The sequence below is a fragment of the Amycolatopsis sp. NBC_01488 genome, from assembly GCF_036227105.1.
Lineage (GTDB): Bacteria > Actinomycetota > Actinomycetes > Mycobacteriales > Pseudonocardiaceae > Amycolatopsis.
On the sequence record NZ_CP109434.1, the window covers coordinates 3,268,011 to 3,287,862 of the forward strand.

At 72.6% G+C, this 19,852-nt stretch carries 20 protein-coding genes; 10 read left to right on the forward strand and 10 right to left on the reverse strand.

The genetic code is table 11. The annotated features are described in order from the left end of the window. The first annotated feature begins 32 nt into the window (after nucleotides 1-32). Nucleotides 33-839 (forward strand): TrmH family RNA methyltransferase, encoded by an 807-nt coding sequence (locus OG738_RS15865; RefSeq protein WP_329054730.1) that lies wholly within the window; start codon nucleotides 33-35, stop codon nucleotides 837-839. A gap of 43 nt (nucleotides 840-882) precedes the next feature. Then, complete coding sequence (locus tag OG738_RS15870; RefSeq protein ID WP_329054732.1) at nucleotides 883-1,494, forward strand: DUF2537 domain-containing protein; 612 nt, start codon at nucleotides 883-885, stop codon at nucleotides 1,492-1,494. On the opposite strand, the gene OG738_RS15875 is transcribed toward OG738_RS15870, so the two are convergent. Beyond that, nucleotides 1,491-2,951 (reverse strand): hypothetical protein, encoded by a 1,461-nt coding sequence (locus tag OG738_RS15875; protein ID WP_329054733.1) that lies wholly within the window; start codon nucleotides 2,949-2,951, stop codon nucleotides 1,491-1,493. The genes OG738_RS15870 and OG738_RS15875 overlap by 4 nt on opposite strands. 57 nt (nucleotides 2,952-3,008) lie before the next feature. Between OG738_RS15875 and OG738_RS15880 the strand changes: the two genes are divergently transcribed. After that, nucleotides 3,009-3,362: an MmcQ/YjbR family DNA-binding protein gene (locus OG738_RS15880; RefSeq protein WP_329054734.1), complete on the forward strand. Its 354-nt coding sequence runs from the start codon at nucleotides 3,009-3,011 to the stop codon at nucleotides 3,360-3,362. On the opposite strand, the gene sepH is transcribed toward OG738_RS15880, so the two are convergent. The 3 genes from sepH to OG738_RS15895 all read right to left on the reverse strand — a co-directional run bounded on the left by sepH (nucleotide 3,359) and on the right by OG738_RS15895 (nucleotide 6,248). Then, on the reverse strand, nucleotides 3,359-4,204 hold the full coding sequence (gene sepH / locus OG738_RS15885; RefSeq protein ID WP_329054735.1) for a septation protein SepH: 846 nt from the start codon (nucleotides 4,202-4,204) through the stop codon (nucleotides 3,359-3,361). The two genes, OG738_RS15880 and sepH, sit on opposite strands and share 4 nt — an antisense overlap. 236 nt (nucleotides 4,205-4,440) lie before the next feature. Continuing rightward, nucleotides 4,441-5,589: a sensor histidine kinase gene (locus tag OG738_RS15890; RefSeq protein ID WP_329054737.1), complete on the reverse strand. Its 1,149-nt coding sequence runs from the start codon at nucleotides 5,587-5,589 to the stop codon at nucleotides 4,441-4,443. Next, nucleotides 5,586-6,248: a response regulator transcription factor gene (locus OG738_RS15895; RefSeq protein WP_329054739.1), complete on the reverse strand. Its 663-nt coding sequence runs from the start codon at nucleotides 6,246-6,248 to the stop codon at nucleotides 5,586-5,588. Before OG738_RS15895 ends, OG738_RS15890 begins: the two co-directional genes overlap by 4 nt. A gap of 113 nt (nucleotides 6,249-6,361) precedes the next feature. Here OG738_RS15895 and OG738_RS15900 point away from each other — a divergent pair, with 113 nt between their 5' ends. The 6 genes from OG738_RS15900 to OG738_RS15925 all read left to right on the forward strand — a co-directional run bounded on the left by OG738_RS15900 (nucleotide 6,362) and on the right by OG738_RS15925 (nucleotide 12,860). Further along, nucleotides 6,362-6,901 (forward strand): hypothetical protein, encoded by a 540-nt coding sequence (locus OG738_RS15900; protein ID WP_329054741.1) that lies wholly within the window; start codon nucleotides 6,362-6,364, stop codon nucleotides 6,899-6,901. Further along, nucleotides 6,898-7,992 (forward strand): peptidoglycan-binding protein, encoded by a 1,095-nt coding sequence (locus OG738_RS15905; RefSeq protein WP_329054742.1) that lies wholly within the window; start codon nucleotides 6,898-6,900, stop codon nucleotides 7,990-7,992. Before OG738_RS15900 ends, OG738_RS15905 begins: the two co-directional genes overlap by 4 nt. Further along, nucleotides 7,989-8,675: an ABC transporter ATP-binding protein gene (locus OG738_RS15910; protein ID WP_329054745.1), complete on the forward strand. Its 687-nt coding sequence runs from the start codon at nucleotides 7,989-7,991 to the stop codon at nucleotides 8,673-8,675. Before OG738_RS15905 ends, OG738_RS15910 begins: the two co-directional genes overlap by 4 nt. Then, entirely contained in the window at nucleotides 8,672-9,877 is a 1,206-nt protein-coding gene (locus OG738_RS15915) for an ABC transporter permease (protein WP_329054747.1), read from the forward strand. The genes OG738_RS15910 and OG738_RS15915 overlap by 4 nt, the downstream gene beginning before the upstream one ends. Before the next feature lie 168 nt (nucleotides 9,878-10,045). Next, nucleotides 10,046-11,572 carry an amidohydrolase family protein gene (locus OG738_RS15920; RefSeq protein ID WP_329054748.1) on the forward strand — a complete coding sequence of 509 codons (1,527 nt, stop codon included), beginning with the start codon at nucleotides 10,046-10,048 and terminating at the stop codon, nucleotides 11,570-11,572. A gap of 91 nt (nucleotides 11,573-11,663) precedes the next feature. Then, nucleotides 11,664-12,860, forward strand: coding sequence for a glycosyltransferase 87 family protein (locus OG738_RS15925; protein WP_329056712.1), 1,197 nt, complete (start codon nucleotides 11,664-11,666; stop codon nucleotides 12,858-12,860). Here the strand turns inward: OG738_RS15925 and serC are convergent, their stop codons facing one another. Continuing rightward, entirely contained in the window at nucleotides 12,861-13,985 is a 1,125-nt protein-coding gene (gene serC / locus OG738_RS15930) for a phosphoserine transaminase (RefSeq protein ID WP_329054749.1), read from the reverse strand. It abuts the gene before it with no gap. Between the two features lie 198 nt (nucleotides 13,986-14,183). Here serC and OG738_RS15935 point away from each other — a divergent pair, with 198 nt between their 5' ends. After that, nucleotides 14,184-14,501: a hypothetical protein gene (locus OG738_RS15935; protein ID WP_329054750.1), complete on the forward strand. Its 318-nt coding sequence runs from the start codon at nucleotides 14,184-14,186 to the stop codon at nucleotides 14,499-14,501. A 43-nt stretch (nucleotides 14,502-14,544) separates the two neighbouring features. On the opposite strand, the gene OG738_RS15940 is transcribed toward OG738_RS15935, so the two are convergent. The 5 genes from OG738_RS15940 to OG738_RS15960 form a co-directional block, all read right to left on the reverse strand. Further along, the gene (locus OG738_RS15940; RefSeq protein ID WP_329054752.1) at nucleotides 14,545-15,885 is read right to left on the reverse strand and encodes a serine hydrolase domain-containing protein; all 1,341 of its coding nucleotides are present in this window, start codon (nucleotides 15,883-15,885) and stop codon (nucleotides 14,545-14,547) included. 242 nt (nucleotides 15,886-16,127) lie between these two features. Beyond that, nucleotides 16,128-16,748, reverse strand: coding sequence for a response regulator transcription factor (locus OG738_RS15945; protein ID WP_329054753.1), 621 nt, complete (start codon nucleotides 16,746-16,748; stop codon nucleotides 16,128-16,130). Beyond that, nucleotides 16,745-17,902, reverse strand: a complete 1,158-nt coding sequence (locus OG738_RS15950) for a sensor histidine kinase (RefSeq protein WP_329056713.1) — start codon at nucleotides 17,900-17,902, stop codon at nucleotides 16,745-16,747. The genes OG738_RS15945 and OG738_RS15950 overlap by 4 nt, the downstream gene beginning before the upstream one ends. Next, nucleotides 17,899-18,702 carry an ABC transporter permease gene (locus OG738_RS15955; RefSeq protein ID WP_329054754.1) on the reverse strand — a complete coding sequence of 268 codons (804 nt, stop codon included), beginning with the start codon at nucleotides 18,700-18,702 and terminating at the stop codon, nucleotides 17,899-17,901. The genes OG738_RS15950 and OG738_RS15955 overlap by 4 nt, the downstream gene beginning before the upstream one ends. Before the next feature lie 68 nt (nucleotides 18,703-18,770). Then, the gene (locus OG738_RS15960; RefSeq protein ID WP_329054755.1) at nucleotides 18,771-19,610 is read right to left on the reverse strand and encodes an ABC transporter ATP-binding protein; all 840 of its coding nucleotides are present in this window, start codon (nucleotides 19,608-19,610) and stop codon (nucleotides 18,771-18,773) included. Nucleotides 19,611-19,852: the final 242 nt, after the last annotated feature.

The following is a 19,852-nucleotide window of genomic DNA, read 5'->3' on the forward strand; positions in this document are numbered from 1 at the left end:
AGCGCCCGGCAAGCGGATGACAGACTGGGCGGATGGGCCTGATCCACATCGCCGCCCGCGACGACCCCAGGGTCGACGATTTCCGGGACCTGTCCACAGCGGACCGCCGCCCGGACCGCCCGGGCGGCAAGGGACTCGTCATCGCCGAAGGCACCGTCGTGGTGTCCCGGCTGCTGGCCTCCCGGTACCCCGTGCGGGCGCTGCTGGGCGTCGAACGCCGGTTCGCCGAGCTGGCGGACGACCTCGCCGGCCGGGACGTGCCCCAGTACGCCGCTTCCGCGGAGGTGATGGCCGACGTCGTCGGCTTCCACCTCAACCGCGGGATCCTCGCCGTCGCGGACCGGCCCGCGCCGCTGACGGTTCCCGAGGTCGTCGAGGACGCCGGCACGATCGCCGTGCTCGAAGGCGTGGGGGACCACGAAAACCTGGGCGCGCTGTTCCGCAACGCGGCCGCGCTCGGCGTCGGCGGGGTCCTGCTCGGCCCTGGCTGTTCCGACCCGCTGTACCGGCGCAGCGTGCGCGTGTCGATGGGACACGTCCTGCGCGTGCCGTTCGCCCACCTCGCGGACTGGCCGGGCGGGCTGGACGACCTGCGGGCGCGCGGGTTCGCCGTCGCCGCGTTCACCCCGCGGCCGGGCTCGGTCCCGCTGCGCGAGCTGCGGAAGCACGCGCCCGGGCGAGTGGCGCTGCTGTTCGGCGCGGAAGGTCCCGGACTGACCGAAACGGCGTTGGCGGCGGCTGATCACGCGGTCCGGATACCCATGCCGGACGGTGTCGACTCCCTCAACATCGCGACGGCCGCCGCCGTGGCCTTCTACGAACTGGCGCGGGCCGACTAAGGTGCTGGCCGCGAGGAACGTCGAAGCGGCGCGAAAGGACCCCATGGAGCTGCGGATCCGCGGTGAGCGCGCCGTGCTGGCCGGACCCGGTGGGGAAAACGCGCGCGAGGTCGACCCGCACACGCTCGCGATCGGCGCGGACCTGGCCCAGGCCCTGCACGAGTGGGCGCGCGTGGCGTCCGCGGTCTCCGCCGGCTCCGGCGCCGAAGCGGGTGCGGTCGTCTCGCAGCGCGGTCGTCAGCTGGCCGGCCGGCTCGCCTCGGTGATGGGCACGACCGTCCGGTTCGTGGACCCGGTGACCGGCGCCGACACGGTCGTCGAGCCGCCTCCGCGGACCGACGCGCCCGGCCACCGGTTCGTCCGTGCGGTGCTGGGGCCGTCCGGCCCGCCCGGGGAGCCGACGCCGTGGCTGACCGGGCTGACCGTCTCGGCGTTCATCGCGGCCGTCGTCGTGGTGGCGATGGTGGCGCTGGCTTCGACCCTGGCCCGCGAGACGAGCGGCTGGCTGGCGCTGGTGGCGTCGGTCATCGTGACGGCCGGGATCACCCCGTCGCTGTGGCTGATCCGCCGCACCCCGATCCTGCGCTGGGCCGCCTACGGCGCGGCGGCCGGCGTCGTGGTCGCGTGGATCGGCGTGCTGGTGATCGCCTTCTAACGCTGCCGGACATAGGTGACGAGCGTGCCCTGCGCCCGCGTGTACGTCTGGCTGCCGAAGAAGTAGCCGTGGTAGCCGGCGATCTGGCGGACCAGGCCGGGCGAGACGTCGAACTGGCCGGAGAAGAACGTGACGCCGTCCTTGCCGGTGAACTCCCTCGCGAGCCAGCCGACGCGCGTCGACCGCGGGAAGACGCGCAGCACCCACAGCAGCGGCGGCACGCCGAGGACGGTCAGGCCGAAGGCGATCCCGAACAGGCGGTTTTCGCCGGTCAACACGGCCGTCAGGCAGCCGCCGCCGAAGCAGAGCACGACCCACGCGGCCGGGGCGAGGAAGCCGACGAACGACATCCGGAACTTCCGCCCGGGAGCCGGTGGCGGCGCCGTCGGGCGGCGCAGCAGCACGATCCGGTCGGACGGGTCGGCGAACTCGGCGACCGGGACCAGCCCCTCGGGTCCGGCGATCGCGGCGATCCGGTCCGGCGGCAGCTTCGCGTGCCGGACGCTCACCCACAGCTCGTCGCGGCCGTCGAGGTGAGTGCGCAGCCACTGCTCCCGCCCGGGCGACTCGGCCGGGGCCTCGAAGACGGGTGGCGGCGCCGGCGGGACGCCCGGCGCCGGCGTGCCGAACACCAGCCCGGGACGGCACTTCGCGAAGAGGTGGCTCATGCTGTTCCGGCCGACGTAGTACTGGCCGGCGTAGAAGTAGCCGTACAGCGAAGCGACTTCGCAGAGCAGCTCGGTGGACATCGACGGCGGCGGGGCCACGACGACCTGCCAGCCCCCGGTGAAGTTCTCGTCCAGCCACGGCATGCGCGGTGACCGCCCGGCGAAGCCGCGGATCGCGAGCTGCGGCCCGATCGCGACGGCCAGGAAGACCGGGATCAGCAGGAGCGGCCACTTCCGCTCGGACGCCGCCGCGAGCCACGTGCCCACGCCGGCCACGACGACGCTGAGGACGAAGGCCGAGGTCTGGACCTCGGCCAGGCCGAACCGGCGCCGGGTCGTGCGTGGCCGCAGCTCTTCGGCGGGCAACCCGGCCCGGCGCAGCAGCAGGAGCCGGTCGGTCGAATCGCTCACCTCGGCCACCACGGCCATCCCGCCGGCCGCCGCGATCGCGGCGACGTCGTCGCGGCCGAGCCGCAGCCGCCGCGAGCTGGCCCAGAACTGTTCCTGGCCGGTGAGCAGCTTCGCGAGCCGCCGTCGGTCGGCCTCGGTGCCCGGGCCGCGGTCGAAGTGCGGCGGGAAGGAGCCCGGGGCGAATTCGAACCGCAGGAAGCCCGGCAGGCCGGGCGGGACTTCGCGGTACCGGCGGGAAACCGCGGCCTGCCGGATCGCGATGGGGGCCAGGCCCCACTGCGCGGGCGCGATGTCGACCACCCGCGTCCCGCTGAACGCGCGGAACCGGAGCTCCCCGAGCCGGGTCAGCCCGGCCTGCTCGCCGGGTCTGGTGATCATCGGACGTCACGCACCATGATGGACTCCTCCCTCAGCGTGACATCGTAGCCTGGCGGGATGGAGCAGCTCGACGCGTTGCGGAAGTTGTGCCTGGCCCTGCCCGAAGCGACCGAGCGGCTCAGCCACGGGTCGCCCGCGTGGTTCGTGCGCGGCAAGAAGACGTTCGTCATGTTCCACGACGACCACCACGGCGACGGCAGGCTGGCCTTCTGGTGCCCGGCGCCGCCCGGTGCGCAGGAAGAGCTCGTGCGCACCGAGCCCGAGCGGTTCTTCCGGCCGGCGTACGTCGGGCACCGCGGGTGGCTGGGCGTGCGGCTGGACGTCGACGTCGACTGGGGCGAGATCGACCGGATCGTGCGCGAGGCCTACCGCCAGGTCGCCCCGAAGACGCTCGCGGCGCGGCTCGGCTAACCGCGCTGCGAGCGGACCCCGAGCAGCACGTCCTCCCAGGACGGCACGATCGGGTGGTTCTTCTTGGCCTTCGGCCGAGGCTGGTCGGCGTGGTCCTCTTCCGGGTCCGCCGGGACCCGGGGGATCTCGCGGGTGTCGTCGTCCGGGTCCGGCTCGGCGGCGGGCAGCTCGGCGTGGTCCTGCGGCGGCACCGAGTCCAGCGTCGGCTGGAACTCCGCGTCGCGGGCCGGGTCGAGGGCGCGGACCGTGCGCGGGGCGCGGTAGGCGTTCGGGTCGAGCAGGACCTCGGCGTTCTCGTCGAGCGCGACGACCGTGCCGCCGTGCGCCCCTGGCGAGAACGCCCAGTGCGCGCGGTTGTCCGACCGCCCGGCCTTCCACTGGAGCACGACGACCCAGCGGCCGTCGTCGCCCTTCCAGGAGTCCCAGGTGGCCTGCGAGTAGTCGTGGCCGCGGACGCCGAAGCCGTACGCGACGACCTCGCCGAGCGTCTGCACGTCGGGACCGTCTTCGCGGACCGGGTGCGCGCTCTGCGCGAGCTCGGCGGTGCGGGACCGCTCGAGGAGCACGGGGTAGGCGTACCGCTCGACGCGCTGCGCCGACACACCGGCGCCGGCGGCGACCTGCTCGACGGACTCGCCCGCTCGGATGCGCTGCTGGATCTCGCGTGGCCGCATCTGGCTCTCCAACTCGATTTCGATCTGGCCGAGGCGGGTGATGTCACCCCGCGCCGCCGCGCGCAGTCGCTCATCAGCCGGGAGCAGGAAGCGAGTACGGCTCGCCGGGTCTTCGAGCACGATGGACTTCCCGTCCTCGTGCAGCCCGACCACTCGCAGCGCCCGCATTGTTCTCGCCTCCCCGATCTTCTTCACCGTTGTGGGTGCCCACGTTAGAACGGCGCGTCGGCTTGACGTGCGAGGCGCGCCGAGTCCATGTCGAACTGCCCACTGTTCATTTCGCGACGTCCGCATCATGGGTCACCCAGGTCGGCGGCCGCCGGGTGACACGCCGGACACGGTAAGTCACGATCGAGTGGATCAGGGTCGTGAGTGAGAAACAGTGTTCCAGCCCTGTTTCTCACTCACGACGGCGGCAGGCGGACCGTCACCGTGAGACCGCCACGCCGGCCCGGCTGGGCCTCCGCGTACCCGCCGTGGGCCTGGGCCACGGACCGCACGATCGACAACCCGAGCCCCGCGTTGCGCGTGTCGCCGGTCCGCTCCGAACCGACCCGGCGGAACGGCTCGAACAACGTGGGCACGGCTTCGGGCGGCACGACCGGCCCCGAGTTCCGCACCTCCAGGGCCGGATCCCCACGGACCTCGACGTACACCCAGCCGCCCGAAGCGTTGTACGTGATCGCGTTGACCAGCAGGTTCGTCACCAGCCGCTCCAGCAGCACCGGGTCGCCCGCCACCGTGCGCGGCCGCAGGCGCGTCTCCACCGTCACCCCCGCCGAAGCCGCCGAAGCGGCCGTCGCCCGGATCACCGAGGCCACCACCTCGTCCAGCCGGACCGGCGTCCGGGCCTGCAACCCCCGGTCGCTGCGGGCCAGGATCAGCAGGCCCTCGATCATCCGCTCGCTGCGCTCGTTCGTGTGCAGCAGGTGCGTGCCGAGCTTCCGCAGCTCCGGCCCCACCTCCGGGTCGGCCATCGCCACCTCGATCAGCGTCCGCTGCACCGCCAGCGGCGTCCGCAGCTCGTGGGACGCGTTCGCGACGAACCGCTTCTGGCTGTCGAACGACTCCGCGAGCCGGTCGAGCATGCCGTCGAACGTGTCCGCCAGCTCCTTCAGCTCGTCGGGCGGGCCTTCGAGGTTGATCCGCCGGTCGAGCTTGCCCGCCTCCAGCCGGCGCGCCGCCGACGTGATGTCGTGCAGGGGCCGCAGCGCGCGGCCCGCCATCAGCCAGCCGAAGAGCACGGCCAATGCCGCCGTCGCCACCAGCGCGATCGCCGAGCCGACCAGCAGCGTGGACAGCGTCGAGGAGCGGTAGTCCTCCAGCGAGCCGCTGAGCAGCCGCACCGCGACGCCTTGGGAACCCCCCACCGTCCCGGCCGGGACGCCGTAGGCCAGATCGGCCGAGCCGATCGTCGTCGAGGCGACGCGGACCGGGTCCGGCAGCGTGCTCTGCACCAGCAGGTAGTTGATGACGACCAGCACCAGCCCGGCGAGCAGGAACAGCCCCCCGTACCAGGCCGTCAGCTTCGTCCGCACGGACAGCGCCTTCACGGCGTGCCGAACCGGTAGCCGGCGCCGGGCACGGTCTCGATCACCGGCGGGTCGCCGAGCTTGCGCCGCAACGTCATGACCGCCACCCGCACCGCGTTCGTGAACGGGTCCGCGTGCTCGTCCCACGCCTTTTCCAGCAGGTCCTCGGCGCTGACCACCGCGCCCTCGGCCCGCATGAGCACCTCCAGCACGGCGAACTCCTTCGGCGAGAGCAGCAGGAACCGGCCGTCGCGGGCGGCCTGGTGGCGCGGCAGGTCGAGCACGACGCCGTCGCGCTCCAGCACCGGCGGCAACGCGGGTCGCGCGCGCCGTGACAGCGCCTGCACCCGGGCGACCAGCTCGGCGAACGCGAACGGCTTCGTCAGGTAGTCGTCGGCGCCCAGGCCCAGGCCGATGACCCGGTCGGTGACGTCGGCGGCCGCGGTCAGCATCAGCACGCGTGCCTCGCCACCCGCCCGGACCACCGCGGCGCACACGGCGTCGCCGTGCACCTTCGGCAGGTCGCGGTCCAGGACGACGACGTCGTAGCCGTGCACGCCCACCCGTTCCAGCGCCTGCTCGCCGTCGTAACAGACGTCGACGGCCATCGAAAACCGCCGCAACCCCTCGGCCACGGAGTCGGCCAGCAGCCGTTCGTCCTCCACCACCAGCACCCGCACCCGCCCAGTCTGCGCAGGGAGGCCATAAGGACCGCATAAGCGACGTCGCTTAGCGCGCCCGAATCCCCCGATCCGTAGACCTGGCTCCCATCCGGACACGAAAGGAGCGAGCCATGCGGACACGGATCGTAGTCGCGGCGCTCGGAGCGGCCTTGCTGCTCTCGGGCTGCGGCGCGAAGGCCGACGACGGGTCGAAGGTCGCGTCGATCTCGACGCCGCCGAAGTCGGGCGGCCCCACGGCCGCCGACACGAGCGGCAAGAGCGACGAGGACAAGATGCGCGACTTCGCCAAGTGCATGCGCGAGCACGGCGTCGACATGCCCGACCCCAAGCCGGCCGGTGACGGCAAGGGCATGGCGATCACGCTGGGCGGCGACGGCACGGACAAGGGGAAGATCGACGCCGCGCAGAACGCGTGCAAGCACCTCATGCCCAACGGCGGCGAGATGAAGCCGCCGAGCGCCGAGGAGCTCGACAAGATGCGCAAGGACGCCAAGTGCATGCGCGACCACGGCATCGACATGCCGGACCCCGACCCGAGCGGCAAGGGCGCGATGCGGGTCGGCGGGCCGGGCGACGACCCGAAGAAGTTCGAAGCCGCCGCGAAGGCGTGCGGGCTCGGCATGAGCATCAGCTCCGAGGCGGGCAAGTGAACGAGGTGACTCACCTGAAAGCGCGCCGCCGCGGCCGGACGCGCTGGTTCGTCGCCGCCGCGGTGATCGTCGTGGTGCTGGGCACCAGCTCCGTCGTGATCCTGACGCGGGTCTCGTCCGCGACGCCGGTGAAGGAGGCCACGCCGCCGTCGGTCGAGACCGCCGAGGTCGTCAAGACCGACCTCAGCGAGGAGGAAGAGGCCGACGGCACCCTCGGCTACGGCGACGACGAGACCGTCCAGGGCCGCAAGCCCGGCACGATCACGTCGCTGCCCGCGGCCGGCGCCACGATCACCCGCTGCAAGCCGGTGTACGGCGTGGACGCGAAACCGGTGCCGCTGTTCTACGGCACGCTGCCGTTCTACCGCGACCTCGCCGCCGGCGCGGACGACGGCGCCGACGTCAAGCAGCTGGAGGAGAACCTCAAGGCGTGCGGGTTCGGCGGCTTCGGCACGCCGGACAAGAAGTTCACCTCCGCGACGGCGGCCGCGCTGAAGAAGTGGCAGAAGTCGCTGGGGCTGGAGCAGACCGGCGCGTTCGGCCAGGGCGACGTCGTGCTCGCGGCGGGCGAGGTCCGCGTGTCGGCGCTGTCGGCCAAGCCCGGTTCGCCGGCCCAGGGCGAGATACTGAAGACGACCGGGACCGTCCGCTCGGTGCAGGTGAAGCTCGACGCGGCGAAGCAGGATCTCGCGCAGCAGGGCGCGAAGGCGTCCGTGACGATCAACGGGAAGACGACGCAGGGCACGATCACCGACGTCGGGCGGACCGCCGTCGAGGGCAAGGACGCGGCGGGGCAGGACGACGGCAAGCCCAAGATCACCGTGTCCGTCCGCCTCGACGATCCGGCGGCCGGCGGCTCGCTCGACTCGGCGCCGGCGAGCGTCCGGTTCACCAAGGACGTCCACCAGGGCGTGCTCGCGGTCCCGGTCGGCGCGCTGCTCGCGCTCGCGGAAGGCGGTTACGCGGTCGAAGTCGACGAGAACGGGCAGCGACGGCTCGTGGCCGTCCAAACCGGACTGTTCAGCGGCGGCAAGGTCGAGGTCACCGGCACCGGGCTGAGCGCGGGCATGCGGGTGGTGACGACGTCGTGACGCCCGTGCTGCGCGTGCACGACGTCACGCGCACCTACCCCGGTGGGGTCGCCGCGCTCGACGGCGTCTCGCTTGCGTTGGAGGACGGCGAAATGGTCGCGATCGTCGGGCCGTCGGGGTCCGGCAAGTCGACCCTGCTGCACCTGATGGGCACGCTCGACCGGCCGTCGTCGGGGCGCGTCGAGCTGCACGGCCACGACGTCGCCGCGCTGCCGGACCGGAAGGTCTCGGCGCTGCGCTCGCGCTGGATCGGGTTCGTGTTCCAGCAGTTCTTCCTCGACGAAGGGATGAGTGCGGTGGACAACGTGTGCACCGGCCTGCTCTACGCCGGGGTGCCGCGGCGACGGCGTCGCGCGCGGGCACTGGCGGCGCTCGACCGGGTCAAGCTCGGGCACCGGGCGTGGCACCGGCCCGGCGAGCTGTCCGGTGGGGAACGCCAGCGCGTCGCGATCGCGCGGGCCGTGGTCAACGAACCGTCGATCCTGCTGGCCGACGAGCCGACCGGCAACCTCGACACCGGCACCGGCGCGTCCGTGCTCGCGCTGCTCGGCGAGCTGTCCACCGGCGGCACCACGATCGTCGTGATCACCCACGACCGGGAGATCGCCGCGGGCATGCCGCGCCGGATCGAGCTGCTCGACGGCCGGCTGCGGCTCGACACCGGCCTGGTGGGTGCGCGATGACCTTGGTGACGTTGCCGGAACCGGCCCGGCTCAAGCCGCCGGACGTCGTCGCGCTCGGTGCCCACGGCATGCGCACGCGGCCGGTGCGCGCGGTGCTTTCCGCGCTGGGCATCGCGATCGGCGTCGCGGCGATGGTCGCGGTGCTGGCGATCCCGGCGTCCGGCGCGCAGGCCCTGCACGACCGGCTGGCCGCGCTCGGCACGAACCTGCTCACCGCCGGGCCGGGCCAGACGTTGTTCGGGGACAACGCGACCCTGCCGGACGACGCCGTCCCGATGGCCAAGCGGATCGCGCCGGTGCAGGCGGCGAGCGGGACCGGGAACACGTCGGCGAGCGTGCGGCGCAGCGACAAGATCGCGCCGGACGACACGTCCGGGCTCGCGGTGTTCGCGGCGAAGCCGGACCTGCTGGGTGTGCTCGGCGGCAAGGTACGGGCCGGGACGTTCCTGGCGGCGGGGAACCAGGACTACCCGGTGACGGTGCTCGGGTCGCAGGCCGCGGCCCGGCTCGGCATCGACCACATCGACCCGGCCCGGCCGCCGCAGGTGCTGATCGGGACGCAGTGGTTCACCGTGGTCGGCATCCTCGCGCCGATGCCGCTGGCGCCGGAGATCGAGCGGTCGGCACTGGTCGGCTGGGACGTCGCCAAGCGGCTGCTCGGGTTCGACGGTCATCCGTCCACTGTGTACGTCCGCGCGAAAGAGTCCCAAGTGGACGGTGTGCGATCGGTGCTGGGCGCGACGCTGAACCCGCAGGCGCCGAACGAGGTCGAGGTCCGCCGTCCGTCGGACGCGCTGGCCGCGCAGAAGCTGACGGACACGACGTACAGCGCGCTGTTCCTCGGCCTCGGCGGGGTCGCGCTGCTCGTCGGCGGGGTCGGCGTGGCCAACACGATGGTCATCTCGGTGCTCGAACGGCGGCGCGAGATCGGCCTGCGCCGCGCGCTCGGGGCGACGAAACGCCAGATCCGCGGGCAGTTCCTGGCCGAGTCCGTGCTGCTGTCGGGGCTGGGCGGGCTGGCGGGGGTGCTGGCCGGGGTGCTGGTGACGGCGGGCTACGCGCTCAGCCAGGGGTGGCCGGCGGTGCTGCCGTGGGCGACGCTCGCGGGTGGTGTCGGCGTCGCGGCCCTGGTGGGGGCGGTCGCGGGAGCCTACCCGGCGGTCCGGGCCGCCCGGCTGGCGCCGACCCAGGCCCTGGCCTGACCGCCGCCGCCACTTCCCGTGAAAGCGACCCGGAGCGTGCACTCCGGGCCGCTTTCGCGGGACAGTGCTAACTCCGAGCGTGCGCAGCGGGGAAGAGCGCACGGTGGAAGATCCACGGCCGCCGTCCGGCGCGTTGAATGGGCCGCGAACCCGACGAGAGGGGCGGCCGTGGTGCGGGTCGAGGCGAACCGGCGGGAGTTCCTGCGATGGCTGGCCACGGCGGGCGCGGGCCTGGCCGCCGCGGGCATCGCGCCCGCGCTGTTCGCCCAGGACGCCGCCGCGGCCGGGCTGGCCGTCGTCGTGGTGCGGGGCGCGACCCTCGTCGACGGCACCGGCGGGCCCGACCGGCCGGACTCCGCGGTCGTGCTGGTCGGCGACCGCATCGCCTGGACGGGCCCGGCCGGCGCGCTGCCGCCGCTGGCCGGCGCCCAGGTCGTCGACGGCCGTGGCCGGTACCTCATCCCCGGCCTCTGGGACATGCACACCCACGGGCTGGACTACGAGGAGATCTTCCCGCCGCTGTTCCTGGCGAACGGCGTGACCGGGATCCGCGAGATGTGGGGGTACGCGGAGAACCGGGCCACCCGCGCCAAGATCGCCCGCGGCGAGCTGCTCGGCCCGCGGGTCGTCATGGGCAGCTCGATCCTCGACGGCCCGGTCAGCCTGCTCACCCCGCCCGTCACGAAGGTCGCGACGCCCGCCGAGGGCCGCGCCGCCGTCCGGGCCGCCGCGGACCTCGGCGACGACTTCGTGAAGGTGTACTTCTACCTGCCCGCGGAGGTGTTCGTCGCGATCGCCGACGAGTGCCGGGCCCTCGGCCTGCCGTTCGGCGGCCACTGGCCGTACCGAGTGGGCCAGGTCGACGCGGCACGCGCCGGGCTCCGCAGCTTCGAGCACCTCTTCGGGCTGCCGATCGCGACGTCGAGCCGCCGCGACGAGCTCCTCGCCGTCCTGGCCGCCACGCCGTTCGACCCGGCAGCGCCACGGGACTTCTTCAACCTGGCGCGCGAGCTCGACCGGCAGGCCACCCAGGCGTACGACCCGGCCACCGCGGCCGGCCACTTCGCCGCGCTCGCCCGGCACGGCACCTGGCTGAGCCCGACGCTCGCGGTCAACCGGGTGATCTCGAGCCCCGCCGCGGCCTTCGCCCACGACGTCCGGCTCAAGTACGTCCCGCAGGACCTCCGCGACTACTGGGCCGATCGCATCACCCTGTTCGCGCCCACCACGCCCCAGCAGATCGCGCAGCAGCACGCCTACTTCGAGGCGCTGCAGAGGCTCGTCGTGGCCGCGAGCGAGGCCGGCGTCGGGCTGATCGGCGGGACGGACTGCGAAAACCCGTACGTCTACCCGGGCTTCAGCCTGCACGACGAACTGGAGCTGCTCGTCCAGGCCGGGCTCAGCCCGCGGCGGGCGCTGCGGATGGTGACCCGGGACGCGGCGGCCTACCTCGGCCGCGAGGCCACGGCCGGCACCGTCACCCCGGGCAAGGTGGCGGACCTGGTGCTGCTGGACGCGAACCCCGTCGCCGACATCCGCGCGGTCCGCCGCGTCCACACGGTCGTCACCGCGGGCCGCGTCCTCGACCGCGCCGCGCTGGACGGGCTGCTGGCCGGCGTCGAAGCGGCGGCGAACCGGCCGCCGGCGGCCGGGAACGCCAGGTCGGCGCGGTTGCCGGTGCGCGGGTGCTGCTGAGGGCCCGGTAATCTCGGCCGGTCGGAGAGCGGCTGAGTGGGGGTAAAGCGTGTCGGGCTGGTCCGGACGGAAACTGGCTTGGGTGCTCGCCCTGCTCGAGGTCGCCGCCGTCGTGCTCGTCCTCGTGCTCAAGCGGTTCGACGGCCTGGACCTCGAGGTCTACCTCGGCGGGGCCAAGGCGCTGGCCCAGCAGGGCTCGCCGTACGACGCCTGGGTGCCGACCACCCACCAGATCCTGCTGCCGTTCACCTACACGCCGTTCGCCGCGGCCGTGTTCCTGCCCGGCACGCTGCTGCCCTTCGCCGTGACGATGAAGCTGGTCAGCATCGCCTCGATCGTCGCGACCGGCGTCGTCGCGTACCTCTACGTCGCGACGCTCAACGGCTCGCTCACCGATCCCGCCGAGGTCACCGGCCGGACCGCCGCCGCACTGGTCGCCGTCGGCGCGCAGCTCGCCGGGGCCCTGCTCGAGCCGGTGCGCTCGACGCTCGGCTTCGGGCAGATCAACGCGCTGCTCATGGTCATGGTCGTGCTCGACGTCCTGCTTCCCGGCGACCGCAGGCGCACCAAGGGCCTGCTCATCGGCGTCGCCGCGGCGATCAAGCTGACGCCGGCGGTGTTCGTCGTCTACTTCCTGGTGCGCCGCGACTTCCAGTCGGCCGCGCGGGTCGTCGCCGGGTTCGTCGCGGCGGGCGCGCTGCTGTGGCTGGCGCGGCCGTCGGCGTCCTTCACCTACTGGACGAAGCTCGTCTTCGACGCGGGCCGCATCGGCGGCGTCGACTACGTCGGCAACCAGTCGCTGAAGGGCCTGGTGACGCGGCTGGGGCTGCCGGAAACCGCGGGGACCGTGGTCTGGCTGCTGGCCGCGCTCGCCGTGATGGCCCTGGTCGCGGTGGTGATCGTGCGGGCGGGCGAGCCGGTGCTCGCGCTGACCGCGTGTGCGCTCGGCGGGCTGCTCGTGTCGCCGATCTCGTGGACCCACCACTGGACCTGGTGCGTGCCGATCCTGGTACTGGCCGGCTACCACGGCGTCCGCGCCTGGCGGACCGATCGCGTGGTGGCGTGGTGGTCGGGCGCGGTCGTCGCGGCCGGGCTGGCGCTGTTCGTCTGGGGTCCGATGTGGTTCGCGCCGCGCCCGGCGTCGTCGATCGGCTGGTGGCTCGCGACGGAGTCCTACGAGCTGTTCGGCCTCGCGCTGCTGGTCCTGGCCGCGTTCGCCGCCCGGCGGCTGGGCAAAGCGAAGGCCGCGCCGAGGGAGTCCCTCGACGCGGCCCTCATGGACGTCTGATCAGCCGAGGCGCTCGACGACGTACTCGATGCTCTGCGTGAGCTTCGTGACGTCGTCCGGGTCGATGGCCGGGAACAGGCCGACGCGCAGCTGGTTGCGGCCCAGCTTGCGGTACGGCTCGGTGTCGACGATCCCGTTGGCGCGCAGCACCTTCGCCACCGCGGCGGCGTCGACCTCGTCGGCGAAGTCCACCGTGCCGACGACCTGCGAGCGCAGGTCCGGGTCCTTCACGAACGGCGTCGTGTAGCTCGTCTTCTCGGCCCACTCGTACAGCCGCGAGGACGAGTCCTTCGTGCGCGCGGTCGTCCACTCGAGGCCGCCCTGGCCGTTCATCCACTCGATCTGTTCGGCGAGCAGGAAGAGCGTCGCGACGGCCGGGGTGTTGTACGTCTGGTCCTTGCGGGAGTTGTCCAGCGCGGTGGTCAGCGACAGGAACTCCGGGATCCAGCGGTCGCCGCCGCCGAGCTCGCCGATGCGCTCGACCGCGGCCGGCGAAGCCAGCGCGATCCACAGACCGCCGTCCGCGGCGAACGACTTCTGCGGCGCGAAGTAGTAGACGTCGAAGTCCTCGGCCTTGACGGGGAGGCCACCGGCACCGGAGGTGGCGTCGATCGCGACGAGCGCGTCACCGGACCCTTCGGGACGACGGACCGGCACGGCCACGCCGGTGGACGTCTCGTTGTGCGCCCAGCCGACCAGGTCCGCGCCGGCTTCGTAGGCGATGTCCGGGGCACTGCCCGGCTCGGCCTTGACGACGATCGGGTCGGCGAGGAACGGCGCGCCCTTGGTCACGGTGGCGAACTTCGACGAGAACTCGCCGTAGGTGAAGTGCTGGGCGCGCTCGCGGACCAGGCCGAACGCGGCCGCGTCCCAGAACGCCGTGGTGCCGCCGTTGCCCAGGATCACCTCGTAGCCCTCGGGCAGGGAGAACAGCTCGGACAACCCGGCCCGGACGCGTCCGACGAGGGACTTGACCGGCTTCTGCCGGTGCGACGTGCCGAGGTAGGTGGAGCCGGACTCCGCCAGTGCGCTCAGCTGCTCGGCGCGGACCTTCGACGGTCCGCAGCCGAAGCGGCCGTCGGCCGGCTTGAGGTCTGCGGGGATGGTCAACTCAGCGTCGGTCATGTGGCCAGTCTCTCAGGTCGGGATGCGGCTGGTGATAGCGGTTCGCCAGTGTCCGCTATGTGGGACCAGGGGCGTTCCCGGCACCGGGACGCCCGCCTCCGACTCTAGGCGGCTCCGCCGACTGGCGGCTTCTGGCGGCGGGCCGTGGGGGTAAAAACACGGTTTCCCGAAGCGGCCGCCGCTGGTTGGCTCTCGGTCATGAAGACTGTGCAGCAGAGCTTCCCGGCACCGCCCGAGGCGCTGTGGAACGCGCTCCCCGCCGGGGTCGCGGCGATCGGCGGGCAGGGCCCGCGCTACGACGCGCAGCGCGGGTTCGTGTCGTTCCGGACCGGGATGAGCCTGCTGAGCTGGGGCCAGGAGATCACCGCGACGGTGGTGCCCGCGGCCGGAGGTTCGACGCTCACGGTCATGACGAACCTGAAGTTCGGCCTGTTCGACTGGGGCGAGGGCAAGCGCATCGCCACCCGCTTCGCCGCCGCTGTCGCCTTCTCGGCCGGCACTGCCGCGCTGGCTTAGGGCCCCGCTCGCCGCCCTGGGGGTGTGAGCGGGGCCCCGCACGTCAGCGCCAGCCTTCGACGCCGCCCGGCACCGGCGCGGCCGGGTCGTACGGCGTGCGGGTGAAGACGAACGTCGCGAGGTCGAGGTGCGTGGCGACGCCGTCGGCGTCCCGGCCCACTTCGAGCGTCTCGCCGGCGTAGTAGCCGTCGAGGCCGACGTAGGTGTCGCGGCCGGTGGCGCGGAAGCGCGAACTGCGCCCGGCGCCGTCGGCCGGGGCCAGCAGGAGCAGGCCGTCACCCTGGATGCGCAGGTGGTACGGCGTCGGCCCCCAGTGCCAGAGGCCGGTGAGGGCGAGCAGCGCGGGGTCGACGGCCGACGGCTGCCACTCGGCGGGCAGGCGCGGCTCCCGCTCGTCGGTCATCGTGATGAGGTCCAGGCAGAGCTGGGTGATGCCGACGCCGGACGTCGAGTTCGTGAGCACGAGCGCGCCGGTCTGCGCGGCCGGGTCGACCAGCGTGACGGCGAGGAAGCCGGGCATCGAGCCGGTGTGCCCGGCGAGCCGCCGGCCCTGGTAGCGCACGAGCATCAGGCCGAGGCCGAAGCCGGTCGTCCAGACGTCGGTGTCGTCGACGGTGACCATGGTCCGCATCTGCTCGATGGTCTCCGGCGCGAGCACGCCGCCGTCGTGGCCGCCGAGGAACGCCGTCCAGCGGGCGAGGTCGGCGGCGGTGGACCACAGCTGCCCGGCCGGGGCCATCGCGCCGGCGTCCGGGCTCGGCTCGGGCAGGAGGACGTCGGCGAAGGGGTGCACGGCGAAGCCCTGGGCGTGCGCGCCGACGGGGTGTGGGGTGGTGCGCGTCATCCCGAGCGGGCCGAGGACCTCTTCGTCGAGCACGGACAGCCAGTCCTTGCCGCGGTGGCGCGAGACGAGCTCGCCGAGCACGCCGTAGCCGACGTTCGAGTAGTGGAACCGCGCGCCCGGCCGGTGCTTGGTGGCGCCTTCGGCGAGGCTTCCGACGAGCGCGTCCCAGTCGGCGCCGGGGGTGCGCTCCCACCAGAGACCGGGGGACTCGGAGGTCAGGCCGGAGGTGTGGGAGAGCAGCTGGGCGACGGTCGCGGCGCCGAAGGGCGTGCCCGGGACGTGCTTCTCGAGCGGGTCGTTGAGGTCCAGCAGGCCTTCGTCGCGCAGGCGCATGACGGCGGTGGCGACGAGGGTCTTGGTGATCGAGCCCAGCCGGTACTGGGTGTCGGTGCCGGGCTGCCGGTCGCCGACGCGTCCCCGGCCGCCGGACCAGACGAGCTCCCCGTCCCGCACGACGGCGGCGACGAGCGAGGGAGCCCGGCAGGCGGCCTGCTCGTGGGCGATCCGGCGGAGCAGGGCGTGTTCGGTCGACTCAAGCATGGACGCATTCTGCCGCGCGACGGCGATCGAGGCAGGTCCCGGGCCACGGCCGTGGTGACGGCAGCGGCATCACGCGTGAGTGAAGGGGCATCACGCGTGATGGGGAGGGCATCGGGTGTGATTGAACGGGGCATCGACGCGATGCCCCTCGGATCACGCGTGATGCCTGCTGGATCACGGGTGATGCCTGCTGGATCACGGGTGATGCCCCTCGGGTCACGGGTGATGCCCGAGGCGGTTGGTCAGCCGAGGAGGTTCCTCGCCATCGCCGTCGTCACCGCGGCTGTCCGATCGGAGACGCCCAGCTTGCCGAACACGCGCAGCAGGTGGGTCTTCACCGTTGCCTCGCTGATGTGCAGCGCGCGGCCGATGTCGGCGTTCGTGCCGCCCTTCGCCACCAGCCGGAGCACCTCCACCTCGCGGGCCGACAGCGACTGCGGCTCCGGGTTGCGCACCCGGTTGACGAGCTTGCCCGCCACCGACGGCGCCAGCACCGTCTCGCCACGTGACGCCGCGCGGATCGCGTTCGCCAGCTCCGTGCGCGACGCGTCCTTCAGCAGGTATCCCGACGCGCCCGCCTCGACGGCGCGCAGGATGTCGGCGTCCGTCTCGTACGTCGTCAGCACGACGATCCGGCGGCCCGGCTGCTCGCGCAGGATCCGCTTCGTCGCGCCGACGCCGTCCAGCCCCGGCATCCGCAGGTCCATCAGGACGACGTCCGGCAAGGCGACGCGGTCGAGTGCGACAGCTTCGTCGCCGGAGCCCGCTTCGCCGACCACCGTCAGATCCGGCTCGGCTTCGAGCATGCCGCGCAGGCCTTCGCGGACGACGGGGTGGTCGTCGACGAGCATGATGCGGATCAAGCCGGCACCTCCAGGGTGAGTTCGGTGCCGCTCGGGCCGCTCCGGACGCTCAGTGTGCCACCCACCTGCTCGGCCCGGGACCGCATGCCGCGCAAGCCGAAACCGCTGACGCCGTCCGGGTCGAAGCCGACGCCGTCGTCTCGGACGAACAGCCGGACCGCATCGTCCACAAGGGACAGCCGCACCGACACCGACGACGCCGCCGCGTGGCGCCGGACGTTGTTCAGCGCCTCCTGCGCGCCGCGCAGCAGGACCACTTCGCCCGCCATGCCGATCGCCGGGAGCGCACCGTCCACTTCGTACTCGACCGACACGCCCGTCTCGTCGGCGAGCCGGCCGGCCTGGCGCCGGACGGCGTCCACGAGGGACCCCGACGCCAGATCCGCCGGCGCCAGCGCGGCGACCATCGTGCGGGCCTCGGCGAGGTTCTCCCGCGCCGTCCGGGCGGCCAGTTCGACGTGCCGCCGCGCTGCCGCCAGGTCGGTGTCCAGTTCGGACTCGATGGCCTCGGTGAGCGTGACGATGCTGGTGAAGCCCTGGGCCAGCGTGTCGTGGATCTCGCGCGCGAGCCGCTCGCGCTCGGCCGCCGTGCCCGCCTCGCGGGAGAGCCGAGCGACTTCGGCCTGGCTCTCCTCGAGCCGGTCGATCAGCTCCGCCCGCGCCCGGCTCTCCTCGATGACGTGCAGGATGAACTTGCCGGACAGGATCCCGAACACGACGAGGATCGCGGTCATCGGCAGCAGGATGTGCAGCGCCGGACCCCGCAGCCCGTCGGCGGCGATCGACGACAGCGGGCTCAGCAGGATCACCAGCGTGGTGAGCACCGCGGCCGGGCGGAACTCGAGCGTCGAGAACAGCAGCGGGCACACCATGAACAGGATGAAGCTGGACGTCGTGTTGGCGAACATCGCGACCGCGACCAGCGCCACGACGAGCACCGCCAGCAGCCACCGCTGCCGGAGGTGCCCGTCGTCGCGCACCACCCGCCGCCCCCACAGCAGGTAGGTCAGCGCGAGCGCGGTGAGGGCCCCGACCGCGACGAGGGTGCGCACCGGATCGGTCTCGTCCAGCAGCACCAACGTCGTCGTGGCCAGGTACGCCACCGCGAAGAGGATCTCCCAGAGCCAGTTGAACCGGTCCCAGGCGTCCTTCACTTCGCGTCGGTCCACCGGAAGCTCAGCCGCGCCAGCACCGCGCCCGCCACGCACCAGATCCCCAGCACCAGCGCCACCCGCGGAAGCTCCCATGACCCGGCCATCTCCATCCTCACGGCGCCGTCCGGCAGGAACACCGATCGGAATCCCTGGCAGATCCACTTCAGCGGGAAGAACGACGCGATGTCCACCATAACTTTCGGCAGGTGCGTGATCGGCGAGACGAACACGCCGGAGATGAACTGCAGCACCAGGTAGAGCATCTGGACGACCGCGACGGCACCGTTCTGCGACTTCGCCAGCGAGCTGATCGCGATGCCGAGCAGCGTGCACGAGACGATGCCGAGCGCGAACACCCACAGCAGCGTCAGCCACTTCGCCGGGTCGGACGGCAGCTTCAGCCCGAACAGCAGCGTCGCGACCGCGACCATCAGCACGGTCTGCGCCAGGCTGGACACCGCGACCAGCACCATCTTGCCGATGAAGTAGGACGCCGACGGCATCGGCGTGCCGCGAAGGCGTTTGAGCGCCCCGGTTTCCCGGTCGCCCGCGACGCCGGTCGCGATGCTGTTGAACGAGGTCGAGACGATGCCGGAGCCGATCATCCCGGCTGCCAGCAGCTGCCCGGACGTGACACCCGCCAAGGCCGTCGGACCGTCCAGGATGGACCCGAGCAGGATCATCAGTACCGCGGGCAGGGAGAAGGTGAAGACCACCTGTTCCTTGTGCCGGAAGAACTGCCGCAGCTCGGTGCCGCCGCGAGCGAGGCCGAGTGACAGTGGGCCCGGGAGGGCGAGCATGGTCGCTTTTCGGGGGTTCCGGGTGGCGGAGCCCCCGGCCTGGGGCGAAGCCCCGGATCTCGCAGTGGTCATGCCTTGTCTCCGATCAGGTCCAGGTAGATCTCCTCCAGGCTCGGCCTGGTCACGGTCAGCCCGCCGAGCTCCCTACCCCCAGCAGAGAGCTCGGTGACGAGCTTGGTCGGGTACGCGGTGCGTTCGACGTGCTCGCCGCGCTCGTCGAACCACCGCACGGTGGCCTCGGCGGCGGCGCGGCCACCGAGGTTCTGCGGCGTGTCCTGCGCGACGATCTCGCCACGAGCGATCACCGCGACGCGGTCGGCGAGCGCCTCGGCTTCGTCGAGGTAGTGGGTGGTGAGGAGGATGGTGGTGCCCTCGGCGGCGAGGTCGCTGATCAGCTTCCAGAACTGCCGCCGCGCCTCGGGGTCGAAGCCGGTGGTCGGCTCGTCGAGGAAGAGCAGTTCGGGCCGGCCGATGATGCCGAGCGCGACGTCGACGCGGCGCCGCTGCCCGCCCGACAGTGACTTGATCCGCGCCTTGGCCTTCTCGGTGAGCCCCACCTTCTCGATGACCTCGTCGGGGTCGCGCGGGTCGGGGTAGTACTTCGCGAAGTGCTGCACGGTCTCGGCGACGCTCAGCTCGGCGGCGTCGTTGGCGGTCTGCAGGACGATCCCGATCCGCGACCGCCAGGCGCGGCCGGCCTTGCCGGGGTCCTCGCCGAGCACGGTGACCTCGCCGCCGCTCCGCTGGCGGTGGCCTTCGAGGATCTCGACGGTCGTGGTCTTCCCCGCGCCGTTCGGGCCGAGCAGGGAGAAGACCTCGCCCGGGGCGATGTCCAGGTCGAGCCCGGCCACCGCGAGGTGACCGGGGTACTGCTTGCGCAGGCCGCGCACGCTCACTGCTGTGGTCATGGCTCACAGCCTGCTCGCTCGCGGCCCCGATGAGGAGCAACGCTCAGCTGAATCCGGGTGTCCACCGTTCGATGGACAGAGTCGTCAGCCGGGCCCCGGCTTGGTTTCCCGTGGAACCACGAAAACGCTGTCATACCAGCAAAAACCCGCCGAATGCATGAACGTCGGCCGGCCGCCAGCCGCCGCGTGGGTGAACACACTGTTGACATCCTGTCTAACATGACAGAATGTCTCACAAGTGG

What these genes read in the sequence shown, in the direction of transcription:
- OG738_RS15900 (WP_329054741.1), top strand. Translation starts at nt 6,362, where the DNA reads ATGCGGACACGGATCGTAGTCGCGGCGCTCGGAGCGGCCTTGCTGCTC.
- OG738_RS15935 (WP_329054750.1), top strand. Translation starts at nt 14,184, where the DNA reads ATGAAGACTGTGCAGCAGAGCTTCCCGGCACCGCCCGAGGCGCTGTGG.
- OG738_RS15960 (WP_329054755.1), bottom strand. Translation starts at nt 19,610, where the DNA reads ATGACCACAGCAGTGAGCGTGCGCGGCCTGCGCAAGCAGTACCCCGGT.
- OG738_RS15870 (WP_329054732.1), top strand. Translation starts at nt 883, where the DNA reads ATGGAGCTGCGGATCCGCGGTGAGCGCGCCGTGCTGGCCGGACCCGGT.
- OG738_RS15880 (WP_329054734.1), top strand. Translation starts at nt 3,009, where the DNA reads ATGGAGCAGCTCGACGCGTTGCGGAAGTTGTGCCTGGCCCTGCCCGAA.
- OG738_RS15940 (WP_329054752.1), bottom strand. Translation starts at nt 15,885, where the DNA reads ATGCTTGAGTCGACCGAACACGCCCTGCTCCGCCGGATCGCCCACGAG.
- OG738_RS15955 (WP_329054754.1), bottom strand. Translation starts at nt 18,702, where the DNA reads ATGCTCGCCCTCCCGGGCCCACTGTCACTCGGCCTCGCTCGCGGCGGC.
- OG738_RS15915 (WP_329054747.1), top strand. Translation starts at nt 8,672, where the DNA reads ATGACCTTGGTGACGTTGCCGGAACCGGCCCGGCTCAAGCCGCCGGAC.
- OG738_RS15865 (WP_329054730.1), top strand. Translation starts at nt 33, where the DNA reads ATGGGCCTGATCCACATCGCCGCCCGCGACGACCCCAGGGTCGACGAT.
- sepH (WP_329054735.1), bottom strand. Translation starts at nt 4,204, where the DNA reads ATGCGGGCGCTGCGAGTGGTCGGGCTGCACGAGGACGGGAAGTCCATC.
- serC (WP_329054749.1), bottom strand. Translation starts at nt 13,985, where the DNA reads ATGACCGACGCTGAGTTGACCATCCCCGCAGACCTCAAGCCGGCCGAC.
- OG738_RS15875 (WP_329054733.1), bottom strand. Translation starts at nt 2,951, where the DNA reads ATGATCACCAGACCCGGCGAGCAGGCCGGGCTGACCCGGCTCGGGGAG.